Source organism: Pantoea sp. Z09 (assembly GCF_022394795.1).
GTDB classification, from domain to species: domain Bacteria; phylum Pseudomonadota; class Gammaproteobacteria; order Enterobacterales; family Enterobacteriaceae; genus Pantoea; species Pantoea latae.
This window is the reverse complement of sequence record NZ_CP092373.1, coordinates 422,106-434,701: the sequence shown is the minus strand read 5'-3', so window position 1 is coordinate 434,701 and position 12,596 is coordinate 422,106. Positions and strand designations below refer to the sequence as shown.

Here is a 12,596-nt window from a genome sequence, read left to right as displayed (position 1 = left end):
GCCGGCACAAGGCCGGCTTTTTCGCATTACCGAGTAAAATTACTCAGCAACTACATTTACAACCAGTTTCGCGAAAACTTCGCTGTGAACCTGGAAGTCAACTTCGTGCTCACCGGTGGTGCGCAGAACGCCGTTCGGCAGACGAACTTCGCTCTTAGCCACGTCAACGCCAGCTGCAGTTACAGCGTCAGCGATGTCGCGCGTACCGATAGAACCGAACAGTTTACCTTCGTCGCCTGATTTAGAGGCGATGGTCACTGAACCCAGTGCATTGATTTTCTCAGCGCGTGCGTTGGCAGCAGCCAGAACGTCGGAGAGCTTAGCTTCCAGTTCAGCGCGACGAGCTTCGAAATATTCAACGTTTTTCTTGGTAGCAGGAACAGCTTTGCCCTGCGGTACCAGGAAGTTGCGCGCGTAGCCCGCTTTAACGTTGACCTGATCACCCAGGCTGCCCAGGTTTGCTACTTTATCAAGCAGAATAACTTGCATTACCTTATCCTCTTAAAGTCGTTAATGGACAGTTGCCGATTACTGATGACGATCAGTGTACGGCAGCAGAGACAGGTAACGCGCGCGCTTGATAGCACGAGCCAGCTGACGCTGGTATTTTGCGCGAGTACCGGTGATACGGCTCGGTACGATCTTGCCGCTTTCAGTGATGTAGTTTTTCAGCGTTGCGATATCTTTATAATCGATCTCTTGAACGCCTTCCGCGGTGAAACGGCAGAACTTGCGACGACGGAAATAACGTGCCATTTGGCTAGTCTCCAGAATCTATCAATTCAATCTGCTCGGCATGCAGCACCATTTTACTCTGGCCATTTCGCGCCTGATGGCAGCTAATGAAACCTTCGAGGGTGAGCGGCGTGCCGACCGTTATATGTTGAGTAATCTCCTGATGGAGCGTGCCGCTGATAATCACAGGCATTCTGCACCAGGCTTGCCGGTGGAAACCGGCTTCTTCCTGCACTGAGCGGTGCTCAAGCACGAACTGACAGTGAGGAATTCCTGACGGGCTCACTTTTCGAACCGGCGTCTTGCACACGGTGCCAGACAGGCGCAGTCGATTGGCCGTCACGAATGATTACTCTTCAGAATCCCCAGCATCTGACTCATCAGAGGTTTCGTTAGCGAAGTCTTCGCGGCGCTCACGACGCTCGTCTTTCGCTTTAACCATCGGAGAGGCTTCAGTTACCGCGTGCTTAACGCGCATAACCATGCTGCGGATAACGGCGTCGTTGAAGCGGAAGTTCGTTTCCAGCTCGTCGATCGCTTCCTGCGGCGCTTCTACGTTCAGCAGAACGTAGTGAGCTTTGTGCAGTTTGTTGATCGGGTAAGCCAGCTGACGGCGGCCCCAGTCTTCCAGACGGTGAATCGTGCCCTGTGCACCAGTGATAGCACCAGTGTAACGCTCGATCATGCCCGGAACCTGTTCGCTCTGGTCAGGATGGACCATAAATACGATTTCGTAATGACGCATCGAAATTGCTCCTTACGGATTATTCAGCCTCCTGTCAGGGTCAGCTGCGGCCCACGGAAGCAAGGAACGTTATAGGTCGTGAAACATTCATTGAATGTAACGCGCCCCTGAATGCAGCTGAAAAATTGACGCGTAATCATACTGGCGTCGCTGTCTAAACTCAAGCGCACATTTCATTAAATCGCGTTTAATGCGGCTTTCCGTGCTATGGCCAAAAATTCAACAGCTTGCGCATAACTTCATCAGTTTTACTGATTAAGGCGTTCAGCGTTGCCGTCTGGCATCGGCGACGGCAGGCACTAAACTTACTCATGACGCCGCGAGTCTTCTCTCCGCCGTCGCAGAGTGTGTTCCCATCAGTGAGGAGTCGAGCATGAAAACGTTCGTCGTCGCCACTTTACTGGGTCTCTTCCTGTCTCCACCCGCCCTTGCCAGCCAGACTGACTGTGCGCAGCAGATGAGAAGTAACAGCAGCAAAGCGGCCTCAGGCTATGTCTACGTCAATCGACTGGACGCGCCGGGCAGTACGCACGCCAGCGCCACCACCAGCGCGGCGCAGCGGTTGTCGAATCAGTTGTGATCTCTGCAGGGTAACGGGCTGACGGCGCGCCGCCGGCCCGACTGCGCTACAGCTGCGCCTTGAAGAAATCCACCAGCGCGCGCAGCGCGAAAGGGGTGATTTTGTGGCCGATGCCCCTCTCTGAGAAAAAGGTCATCTTCTCTGTCTCTCCGTTTGCCTGCAGCGCCTCTACCAGCCGCGCCGTTTCGGCGAAAGGCACCACCTCGTCCGCTTCGCCGTGCCACAGCAGCAGCGGCCGGCTCGCCAGCGTCTCCAGTCTGGCGCTGGGATCGTAAGCCGCCAGCGGCGCCATCAGCCGATCGAACTGCGCCTGCTCCTCCGGCGAGCCGACGCGCAGCGGCGGAAACAGCGAACGGCTAAGAGACATAAAGTAGCCCGATCCCATCAGGCAGGCGACGCTGCGGATATGCGGATAGCGCGCCATCGCGCCCAGCGCGGTCATGCCGCCCAGCGAGGCGCCCGCCACGCCGAAGCGGTCGCCGTCGACCAGATTCGCGGCGCGCAGCGCGCTCTCCAGCTGCGGCAGCTCGTCAATATTGCGCTGCAAAATCTGCCAAAAGCGCGACAGCCGTAGCGCGTCGTTGCCGTTGTCGCGCGCGCCGTGCAGGTCAGCGTCGGGCATCACGGCGCGGAAGCCCGCCTGCGCCAGCGCCACGGCCAGATAGGCATACACCTCTTTCGAGGAGGTGAAGCCATGATAAAGCAGCACCGTCGGCAGCGGCGCGTGACGCTGGCCCGCCGGCGCGGCATGCAGCACCTCAATGCCCGCCAGCCTTTCCGTATTCAGTTCAATCATGCCTGCCCCGCTCTCTTTGTTAACTCCGCTGAGTTTACGCGCCGCGGCGTTAATCTGCGAACCGCTTCACAAATCTACTGCCCTTTTTAGGGGGTAAACCTTTTGCTGCCGATGCCGTTAATCGTATATCCCGTAAACCGACCTAAAGGTATTTTATGAAGCGTCTCTCTCTCAGCCCCATGAGTCTTGGAGTCAAGCTGTCTGTACTGACGTCTCTCAGCGTCGCACTGCTGCTGTTCGTCCTGACACTGACTCAAAGCCACACAGCAGCCCGCCAGCTGGAAAGCCTCGCCACCGATGATATGCATAATCAGGTGCAGGGCATTAGCGAAATGGCAACGATGTTCAACGCCACCCTGACCGAAGAGGTCAACAACTACACCCAGCTGTTCGCCAGCTTTCTGCCGCAGCGCTTTAGCCGCGACGACAGCGCGCGCATTCAGGTGGGCGAGTTTTCGACCCCGACGCTACGCGCCGGACTGAAAACCCTGAACCTCGATCAGGTGGCGGTGGATGACTTTTTACAGCGCACCACCGCCGTCTCCACCATCTTTGTGCGTGACGGCGACGACTTTTACCGTATCTCCACCTCGCTGAAAAAAGAGGATGGCAGCCGCGCCATCGGCACCCGTCTCGACCGTAGCAGCGCGGCGTGGAAAAGCGTCAGCCGCGGCGAGATCTATCGCGGGCTGGCGACGCTGTTCGGCCATCGCTATATCACCCAGTATCAGCCGGTGAAAGATGACGCCGGCGCGGTGGTCGGCATTCTGTTCGTCGGCGTGCAGATCGATAAGCAGTACGCGCTGATGCGCGACAAAGTGCTGGCGCGCAAGCTGGGCGACAGCGGCCATTTCTTTGTGCTGAACGGCGCGCCGGGCGCGGCGCAGGGCCGCTATCTGTTTGACGCGCGCCATGAAGGCCAACAGCCGGCGTGGGACGCCAGCGTGCAGCAGGCGCTGCTGAGCCAGCCGCAGGGCATTCAGGAGGCGCAGATCGACGGCGAGAGCAAAATGCTGGCCTGGCAGCAGCTGCCGGGCTGGGAGTGGATTGTGGTCGGCGAAGTGAGCCGCGACAGCCTGCTGGCGCCGATTACCCACAGCCGCAATCTCTTTATGCTAATCGGACTGGCGCTGGTGCTGCTTTTTGCGCTGGGCTTTGTGTTCTACAGCCGCCGCGCTATTACTCAGCCGCTGCAGCAGGTGATCCATCTGGCGGAGCAGTACGCGGCGGGCAACCTGCGCGTGCACCTCGATACCCGACGTCGCGACGAAGTGGGCCAGCTGATTACCGCCATTAATGGCATCGGCGACGGGCTAGAGAAGATTGTCGGCCAGGTGCGCGCCGCCGCGCAGGAGATCAGCGACGGCACCGACACCATCGCTGCCAGCAGCCTGAATATCAGCGAGCAGATTGGCCGTCAGGCGAGCAGCGTGGAGGAGACCTCGGCGAGCATGGAGCAGTTCGGCGCCACGGTCGAGCACACCGCGGACAACCTGCGCCAGGCGATGACGCTGGTGGCGGAAGCGAGCAGCCTGGTGGGCCACGGCAGCCAGACGGTGAGCCGCTCGGTGAACACCATGTCCGCGATTCAGGTCTCGTCGCAGAGCATCGCCGACATTACGCACGTGATCGAATCGATCGCCTTCCAGACCAATATCCTGGCGCTAAACGCCGCGGTGGAAGCGGCGCGCGCCGGCGAGCACGGCCGCGGCTTCGCCGTGGTGGCGGCGGAAGTGCGCGCGCTGGCGCAGCGTAGCGCGCAGGCGGCGAAAGAGATCGACGGTTTGATCGCCACCTCGATCAGCAACGTCTCGGAAGGGCATCAGCTGTCGCAGCAGACCCACGACGCCATGACCCATATCGTGTCGCATATCGAGCAGGTTCAGGCGCTGATGGGCGAGATCAACGTCGCGGCGCAGCAGCAGGCGGCGGGCATCGGCCAGGTCAATCTGGCGATGAACCAGATCAGCCAGGCGACCCATGAAAACAGCGAGCTGATGGCGCAGGCGGATGCCTCGGCGCAGAATCTGAGTCACAAAGGCCACCACCTGACGCAGTTAGTCAGCGTTTTTCATCTGAAATCCTGACCCGCTTTTGGGGCGGTGACTTACACTTATGTCACCGTCCCTCTTGAGGAAATCTTATGCGTTACGCTTACTTACTGACTTTGGCGCTGCTGTTGAGCGGCTGCTCGGCGCTGAAAACCACGCCGCAGCCGCCGCCTGCGCCTGGCCATCAGGCGCAGGAAATTACGCGCGCGCAGAGTACCGGCCTGCCGAGACTCGGCAGCATCAGCACCCAGACGCGAGGTTCGCCGGACGACGCGCAGCGCGCGCTGGCGGCAGAGGCCAACCAGCGCGGCGCGGTCTACTATCAGGTGATTATGGTGGATGAAACGGTCACGCCGGGATACTGGTACGCCACGGCGATCCTTTACGGCGCGTCACCCACCGCTGGCGCGCAGCAGTAAGCGTTCCGCCACCAGGCTCTCCAGCGGACGGACGCCGCGACCGTCGAGCCACTGCCGGCACCAGGCGTCCGCCAGCGGTGGCTCACCATATTTCAGCAGCTGCGCGCCCGTCGCCAGCAAAAACAGGCGCTGGGCGATGTCGCGCGCCTGGCTCTCCTGCAGGCGGTTCAGCCGCAGTTTTAGCTGACGCCAGGCCGCGTCAAACAGGCGATTAACGCCCTTCACCGCCCCAAACTCATCATCCAGCATCTCAATCACGCCTGGCTGCTTGCGCAGCACCCGCAGCACGTCGAGACACATCACGTTGCCGGATCCCTCCCAGATGCTGTTGACCGGCATATCGCGATAGAGACGCGGCAGTTCGCTCTCTTCGCAGTAGCCTACGCCGCCCAGCACCTCCATCGCCTCGGCGACGAACGGCATGCCCGCCTTGCAGACGGCGTACTTCGCTGCCGGGGTGAAAAGCCGGGCGAACAGGGTTTCCAGCGGCTGGGCCGGCTGCGACCAGGCGCGCGCCAGCCGCATCAGCAGCGCCGTTTGCCCCTCCAGCTGCAGCGCCTGCGCCGCCAGCACCTGGCGCATCAGCGGCTGGTCCAGCAAATTCTTGCCCATCACCTGGCGCTGGTGCGCATGATAGAGCGCGACGGAGAAGGCGCGCCGCATCTGGCCGTGGCTGCCGAGCGCGCAGTCGAAGCGCGTCATGCCGCCCATTTGCAGAATCAGCCGCACGCCGTCGCCTTCTTCGCCCAGCAGCCAGCCGGTGGCGTCCTGAAACTCCGCTTCGCTGCTGGCGTTGGCGCGGTTACCCAGCTTCTCTTTTAGCCGTTCAAGGCGGATGGCGTTGCGCGTGCCGTCCGGCAGCAGACGCGGCACAAAAAAGCAGCTCAGCCCGTTGCCGCTTTGCGCCAGCACCAGGTGCGCGTCGCTCTGCGGCACGGAAAAGAACCATTTATGGCCGGTGAGACGCCAGAGCGAGCCGGGCGCGCGATCCGCCAGCGGCTCCGCGCGCGTGGTGTTGCTGGTGACGTCGCTGCCGCCCTGCTTTTCCGTCATGCCCATACCGATCAGCAGGCCGCGCTTCTGGCCGCCCGGCTGCGCGTGGGTGTCGTAGCGATCGCTGAGCAGCGGCTCGCGCCAGTCGCTGAAAGTGTCGGGCAGCCAGCGCCGCAGCAGCGGAACGGCGGCGTGCGTCATGGTCGCCGGACAGAGCGTGCCCGCCTCGACCTGCGCATGCAGGATAAAGCGCGCGGCGCGCGCCACCATGGCGCGATCGAGCACGTCGGGCTGCCAGCTGAGATTATGCAGCCGGCTGGCGCAGACGCCCTGCATCAGCAGATGCCAGGCGGGGTGAAAACGCACCTCGTCGATGCGCACGCCGCGCGCGTCATAGCGCAGCAGCTCCGGCGGCGCGGCGTTGGCCAGCCGGCCTAACTCCAGCGACTCGGCGCCGCCGAGCTGCGCGCCCACCGACGCCAGCCACTCGCGGTCCCACTCGGCACCTTCACGGGCGAGCGCCTCGCGCAGCGGTGTGTCGGAGAGAAAGAGGTTGCTGTTGCTCAGGGGCTGTGGCTGATTGAAAACGGTGTGGGTGGTCCAGGTCATAACCCTTCCTCGCGTTGCCTGTCCCAGTGAGTATGGGAGAATGACGCGCGGTTATGCCTGGCACTAAGAGGATTTTGCGGCGGGGATCACGCCCCGCGCTGGCGTACCGCTTCGAACAGGCAGACGCCGGTCGCCACAGAGACGTTAAGCGACGAGACGCTGCCCGCCATCGGAATGCTGATCAGCTCGTCGCAGTGCTCGCGCGTCAGACGGCGCATGCCTTCACCTTCCGCACCCATCACCAGCGCCATCGGCCCGGTCATTTTGCTCTGGTAGAGCGTATGGTCCGCTTCGCCCGCCGTGCCAACCACCCAGATGTTGTACTCCTGCAGCAGGCGCAGCGTGCGTGCCAGGTTGGTGACGCGGATCAGCGGCACGTTTTCCGCCGCGCCGCTGGCGACTTTTTTCGCCGTGGCGTTGAGCGACGCAGAACGATCCTTCGGTACGATCACCGCGTGTACGCCCGCCGCATCGGCGCTGCGCAGGCAGGCGCCAAGGTTGTGCGGATCGGTAACGCCGTCCAGCACCAGCAGCAGCGGTTTTTCCAGACTCGCCAGCAGATCCGGCAGATCGCCTTCCTGATACTGACGGCCCGGCTTGATGCGCGCCACGATACCCTGATGCACGCCGCCCTCTACCTGGCCATCCAGCCACTGACGGTTCGCCAGCTGGATAACGATGCCCTGAGCTTCCAGCGCCGCCACCAACGGCTGCAGGCGACGATCGTCGCGGCCCTTGAGGATAAAGACTTCCTGGAAGCGCTGGGGATCGCGCTCCAGCAGCGCCTGCACGGCATGGATACCAAAAATAATTTCGCTCATCGATCTGCTCAGTTTGGAATGAAATGGACTTCAGCGGACGCCCTCTGCGGGCAGAAGGCGTCCGTTAACGCATCAGGCGGAGTCAGCCTGTTTTTTCGCGGCGCGCTTCGCCTTGGTGGCGGCGGCGATTTTACGGGTTTTTTCCGACGGGGTTTTGCTTTTTTTCTCTTTCTTCGCTTTGGCCGGTTTTTCCTTGCCGTCGCGGAACGCTTCGTTCGGCTCAAAGTTGCCTTTTTTGCCCACCTGACGACGACGCTTCGGCGGCGCTTTGCCTTCGCGCTTCGCTTTGTCGCGCGCGGTTTTGCCTTCGCCGCGCGGCTGACGCTGGCTGGAGATCAGCGCGAAGTCGATCTTGCGCTCGTCCAGATGCACCGCCTCGACGCGCACTTCCACCGCATCGCCCAGACGATAGGTGCGTCCGCCCGATTCGCCGATCAGACGCTGCCCGACCGGATCGAAACGGTAGTAGTCGTTGTCGAGCGTCGAGACGTGCACCAGCCCGTCGATAAAGAGATCGTTCAGGCGCACAAAGAAGCCGAAGCCGGTCACGCTGGAGATCACGCCGTTAAAGGTGTTGCCGACCTGATCCTGCATAAAGTCGCACTTCAGCCAGTCGGCGACGTCGCGCGTTGCCTCGTCGGCGCGACGCTCGGTCATCGAACAGTGCTGGCCCAGCTGCAGCATCTGCGGCAGATCGTAGTGGTAGCCGCCGGTGGCGGTGGTGTTGCCTTTCACCTCGCCCTCGGCCTGCGCCAGCAGGTATTTGATGGCACGGTGCAGCAGCAGATCGGGATAGCGGCGGATCGGCGAGGTAAAGTGCGCATAGGACTGCAGGGCCAGACCGAAGTGGCCGCGGTTTTCCGGATCGTAGACCGCCTGCTTCATTGAGCGCAGCAGCATGGTTTGCAGCATCTCCGCATCCGGACGATCGGCGATCTGCGTCAGCAGCTCGGCGTAGTCGATCGGCTCCGGCTTCGCGCCGCCCGGCAGCGACAGGCCCAGCTCATTCAGCACGGTGCGGAAGCTGGTGATGCTGTCGTCGCTGGGACGATCGTGGTCGCGGAACAGCGCCGGCTCCTGGTGTTTCTCGACGAAGCGCGCCGAGGCGATGTTGGCGAGGATCATGCACTCTTCGATCAGCTTGTGCGCGTCGTTGCGCACGGTGCGCTCTACGCGCTCGATGCGGCGCTCGGCGTTGAAGATAAACTTCGCTTCTTCGGTCTCGAACGAGATGCCGCCGCGCGCGTCGCGCGCCTGCTCCAGCACTTTATACATGGTGTGCAGCTCTTCCAGCGGCTTCAGCAGCGGCGCGTACTGCTCGCGCAGTTCCGGGTTGCCCTGCAGAATGTTCCACACTTTGGTGTAGGTCAGACGCGCGTGAGAGTTCATCACCGCTTCGTAGTGCTTATAGCCGGTCAGCTTGCCTGTGGCGGAGATGGTCATCTCGCACACCATGCAGAGGCGATCGACCTGCGGATTCAGCGAGCAGAGACCGTTGGAGAGCACTTCCGGCAGCATTGGCACCACCTGCGACGGGAAGTAGACCGAGGTGCCGCGCTGCAGCGCTTCGTCGTCGAGCGGCGTGCCGGGACGAACGTAGTAGCTCACGTCGGCGATCGCCACCCACAGACGCCAGCCGCCGCCGCGTTTTTTCTCGCAGTAGACCGCATCGTCGAAGTCGCGCGCGTCTTCGCCGTCAATGGTGACCAGCGGCAGCTTGCGCAGATCGACGCGCCCTTGCTTCGCCGCTTCCGGCACCTCTTCGCTGAGTTTGCTGACCTGCTTTTCCACTTCCGGTGGCCAGCTGTGCGGGATCTCATGGGTGCGCAGCGCCATATCGACCGCCAGGCCGGTGCCCATGTTGTCGCCGAGGATCTCCGCGACTTTGCCGATCGCCTTGGTGCGGCGCGTCGGGCGCTGCACCAGTTCGACCACCACCACCGAGCCCATACGCGCCTGTAAGGTCGCTTCCGGCGGGATGAGAATGTCGAAGCTCAGACGGCTGTCGTCCGGCACCACGAAACCGGCGCCCGCGTCGGTGAAGTAGCGGCCGACGATCTGATTGTTGCGCGGCTCCAGCACGCGCACCACGCGCGCTTCACGCCGTCCTTTGCGATCGGCGCCCAGCGGCTGCGCAAGGATAACGTCGCCGTGCATGCACATCTTCATCTGCTCGGCAGAGAGATAGAGGTCATCTTTCTGACCTTCCACGCGCAGGAAGCCGTAGCCGTCGCGGTGGCCAATCACCTTGCCGCGCAGCAGATCGAGGCGTTCCGGCAGCGCGTAGCACTGGCGACGGGTAAACACCAGCTGACCGTCACGCTCCATGGCGCGCAGGCGACGACGCAGCGCTTCAAGGTGCTCTTCGTCGGTCAGGTTCAGTTCCTGCGCCAGCTCGTCGCGGCTGGCGGGTTTTTCGCGTTTTTCCAGATGAGCCAGAATGAATTCACGGCTCGGAATAGGATTTTCGTATTTTTCAGCTTCTCTTTCCTGAAAAGGATCTTTTGACATAGCGGTTCCTCCGATGTCATTTCAGATTCATTGCCACCGGCGGTTCGGACAATAAAATGTGGTATAAGGGTTCATTCCCCTCGACTAGGTCTGCCAGCGTGTAGCTGTCCAGTTCCCGCAAAAACAGCTGTACCGCATCGTTCAGCGCCTTTCTCAGGCGGCAGGCTGGCGTAATGACGCAGGTGGCGCAGTCAACTAACTGTAGCGGCTCCATTTTTCGTACCACGTCGCCGATGATGATATGACGCGGATCCATCCCGAGACGGATGCCGCCGTTTTTGCCGCGCGTCGCCGCGATAAATCCCGCACGGCTGAGCTGATTGATAATTTTAACCATATGGTTGCGCGACACGCCGTAGGTCTCGGTGACTTCGGTGATGTTAGTCATTTTGCCTTCCGGCAAACTGGCCATGTAAATTAGGGCCCGCAGACCATAATCGGTAAAACTTGTCAGCTGCACAGTGACCTCAGTAGCGCACCCACGGCGTATTTATCTGCTCTGCCCGCGTTGCGGTTGATTTTAATAGTAAACCGGCTTGCGGTTACTGTAGATGATAAACCAGAGTCGAAACCAGAGTGTGTTTTTTTCAGCCGAACGGTGATGTGAACGCGCGAAGGGATGAGAAGCGGAGAAAAAGAGGCCGGAGCGTCTCCGGCCTGTGCAGGATTATGCGTCGAACGGATCGCGCAGAATCATGGTTTCGCTACGGTCTGGACCGGTAGAGATAATATCAACCGGCACGCCGGTGACTTCTTCAACGCGCTTAATGTAGTCGCGCGCGGTCTGCGGCAGCCCTTCCAGCGTTTTCACGCCAAAGGTGGTTTCGCTCCAGCCCGGCAGGGTTTCGTAGATCGGCTCGATGCCTTCCCAGTTTTCCGCCGCCAGCGGCGTGGTGGTCACTTCGCGGCCGTCTGGCAGGCGATAGCCCACGCAGATTTTCACTTCTTTCAGGCCGTCCAGCACGTCCAGCTTGGTCATGCAGAAGCCCGACAGGGAGTTGATCTGCACCGCGCGACGCACCGCGACCGCATCCAGCCAGCCGGTGCGACGACGACGCCCGGTGGTGGCGCCAAATTCATTGCCTTTCGCGCACAGGAACTCGCCGATGTCGTCAAACAGTTCGGTCGGGAACGGACCCGCGCCAACGCGCGTCGAGTAGGCTTTGACGATGCCCAGCACGTAATCAACGCAGCGCGGACCAATGCCCGAACCGGTCGCCACGCCGCCGGCGGTGGTGTTGGACGAGGTCACATAGGGATAGGTGCCGTGGTCGATGTCCAGCAGCGTGCCCTGCGCGCCTTCGAACATGATCAGGTCGCCGCGCTTCTGCGCTTTGTCCAGCAGATCGGAAACGTCGACCACCATGCTGGTCAGCACGTCGGCTACTGCCATTACGTCGCTCAGCACTTTGTCGTAGTCGACCGCGTCTTCTTTGTAGTAGTTGACCAGCTGGAAGTTGTAGTAATCGACAATCTCTTTCAGCTTGATGGCGAAGGTCTCTTTATTGAAGAGATCGCCGACGCGCAGGCCGCGACGCGCCACTTTATCTTCATAGGCGGGACCGATGCCGCGGCCGGTGGTGCCGATGGCTTTGGCGCCGCGCGCTTTCTCGCGCGCCAGATCCATCGCCACATGGTATTGCAGGATCAGCGGACAGGCTTCGGAAATCAGCAGACGTTCGCGTACCGGTATGCCGCGTTCTTCCAGGCCTTTCATCTCTTTCATCAGAGCTTCAGGCGACAGCACCACGCCGTTACCGATAATGCTGGTGACGTTTTCGCGCAGGATGCCAGATGGAATTAAATGGAGGACGGTTTTTTCACCGTTGATGACAAGCGTATGGCCTGCATTGTGGCCACCCTGGTAGCGCACGACATAATTCGCGCGTTCAGTCAGAAGGTCTACAATCTTACCTTTGCCTTCGTCACCCCATTGGGTGCCCAGTACGACGACGTTCTTACCCATTTTCAAAATCACCGATTGCTTAAAAATGGATTCTACCATCTGATCTTGCGGCTTTCAGCACTTTTAGCATACGTTTGCGCGCATTTTTCGCCTGGCTTTTGCACACTACAACATCCTGGGGAACGCGCGCGCAAAAGACACAATTTAGCTGCTGTGCGCGGCAATCATGTAGTAGATCACCACGCCCGCCACCACCAGGCCGCCGCCGAAACGGTGCAGCAGACGATCCGGCAGCTGCGCCATACTGAGGAGCATACGTCGCCAGACGCGCGGCAGAAACATCGGTCCCAGCCCCTCCAGCACTAACACCAGCGCCAGCGCCATCCATATGGTTGTGTTCATGGATCATCCCAAAAAAAAGGCCGACATC

General features: G+C 60.9%; 14 protein-coding genes. 3 read left to right on the top strand and 11 right to left on the bottom strand.

The window, feature by feature from the left end; genetic code table 11:
• Window positions 1–39: 39 nt before the first annotated feature.
• The 4 genes from rplI to rpsF are packed head-to-tail and all read right to left on the bottom strand — an operon-like array spanning window position 40 to window position 1,480.
• Window positions 40–489, bottom strand: a complete 450-nt coding sequence (gene rplI, locus MC269_RS02105) for a 50S ribosomal protein L9 (protein WP_081140761.1) — start codon at window positions 487–489, stop codon at window positions 40–42.
• Window positions 490–528: 39 nt separating this feature from the next.
• Window positions 529–756 carry a 30S ribosomal protein S18 gene (gene rpsR / locus MC269_RS02100; RefSeq protein WP_000135199.1) on the bottom strand — a complete coding sequence of 76 codons (228 nt, stop codon included), beginning with the start codon at window positions 754–756 and terminating at the stop codon, window positions 529–531.
• Window positions 757–760: 4 nt separating this feature from the next.
• Window positions 761–1,078, bottom strand: coding sequence for a primosomal replication protein N (gene priB, locus MC269_RS02095; RefSeq protein ID WP_081140760.1), 318 nt, complete (start codon window positions 1,076–1,078; stop codon window positions 761–763).
• Window positions 1,079–1,084: 6 nt separating this feature from the next.
• Entirely contained in the window at window positions 1,085–1,480 is a 396-nt protein-coding gene (gene rpsF / locus MC269_RS02090) for a 30S ribosomal protein S6 (RefSeq protein WP_081140759.1), read from the bottom strand.
• A gap of 373 nt (window positions 1,481–1,853) precedes the next feature.
• Between rpsF and MC269_RS02085 the strand changes: the two genes are divergently transcribed.
• Window positions 1,854–2,060 (top strand): hypothetical protein, encoded by a 207-nt coding sequence (locus MC269_RS02085; RefSeq protein ID WP_081140758.1) that lies wholly within the window; start codon window positions 1,854–1,856, stop codon window positions 2,058–2,060.
• Window positions 2,061–2,106: 46 nt separating this feature from the next.
• Here the strand turns inward: MC269_RS02085 and yjfP are convergent, their stop codons facing one another.
• Window positions 2,107–2,856 (bottom strand): esterase, encoded by a 750-nt coding sequence (gene yjfP, locus MC269_RS02080; RefSeq protein ID WP_239953624.1) that lies wholly within the window; start codon window positions 2,854–2,856, stop codon window positions 2,107–2,109.
• Window positions 2,857–3,011: 155 nt separating this feature from the next.
• Between yjfP and MC269_RS02075 the strand changes: the two genes are divergently transcribed.
• Together MC269_RS02075 and bsmA are read left to right on the top strand one after the other, a co-directional pair.
• The gene (locus MC269_RS02075; RefSeq protein WP_239953622.1) at window positions 3,012–4,943 is read left to right on the top strand and encodes a methyl-accepting chemotaxis protein; all 1,932 of its coding nucleotides are present in this window, start codon (window positions 3,012–3,014) and stop codon (window positions 4,941–4,943) included.
• Between the two features lie 56 nt (window positions 4,944–4,999).
• Window positions 5,000–5,326 (top strand): biofilm peroxide resistance protein BsmA, encoded by a 327-nt coding sequence (gene bsmA, locus MC269_RS02070; protein ID WP_239953620.1) that lies wholly within the window; start codon window positions 5,000–5,002, stop codon window positions 5,324–5,326.
• On the opposite strand, the gene MC269_RS02065 is transcribed toward bsmA, so the two are convergent.
• From MC269_RS02065 to MC269_RS02040, 6 genes are all read right to left on the bottom strand, one after another.
• Entirely contained in the window at window positions 5,300–6,928 is a 1,629-nt protein-coding gene (locus MC269_RS02065) for an isovaleryl-CoA dehydrogenase (protein WP_239953618.1), read from the bottom strand. The two genes, bsmA and MC269_RS02065, sit on opposite strands and share 27 nt — an antisense overlap.
• A gap of 86 nt (window positions 6,929–7,014) precedes the next feature.
• The gene (gene rlmB / locus MC269_RS02060; protein ID WP_081140753.1) at window positions 7,015–7,749 is read right to left on the bottom strand and encodes a 23S rRNA (guanosine(2251)-2'-O)-methyltransferase RlmB; all 735 of its coding nucleotides are present in this window, start codon (window positions 7,747–7,749) and stop codon (window positions 7,015–7,017) included.
• 72 nt (window positions 7,750–7,821) lie between these two features.
• Window positions 7,822–10,260 (bottom strand): ribonuclease R, encoded by a 2,439-nt coding sequence (gene rnr, locus MC269_RS02055; protein ID WP_239953616.1) that lies wholly within the window; start codon window positions 10,258–10,260, stop codon window positions 7,822–7,824.
• 16 nt (window positions 10,261–10,276) lie between these two features.
• The gene (gene nsrR / locus MC269_RS02050; RefSeq protein ID WP_081140751.1) at window positions 10,277–10,720 is read right to left on the bottom strand and encodes a nitric oxide-sensing transcriptional repressor NsrR; all 444 of its coding nucleotides are present in this window, start codon (window positions 10,718–10,720) and stop codon (window positions 10,277–10,279) included.
• 207 nt (window positions 10,721–10,927) lie between these two features.
• Window positions 10,928–12,226 carry an adenylosuccinate synthase gene (locus tag MC269_RS02045; protein WP_081140843.1) on the bottom strand — a complete coding sequence of 433 codons (1,299 nt, stop codon included), beginning with the start codon at window positions 12,224–12,226 and terminating at the stop codon, window positions 10,928–10,930.
• A gap of 144 nt (window positions 12,227–12,370) precedes the next feature.
• Window positions 12,371–12,568: a DUF2065 family protein gene (locus tag MC269_RS02040; RefSeq protein WP_239953614.1), complete on the bottom strand. Its 198-nt coding sequence runs from the start codon at window positions 12,566–12,568 to the stop codon at window positions 12,371–12,373.
• Between the last annotated feature and the right edge of the window lie 28 nt (window positions 12,569–12,596).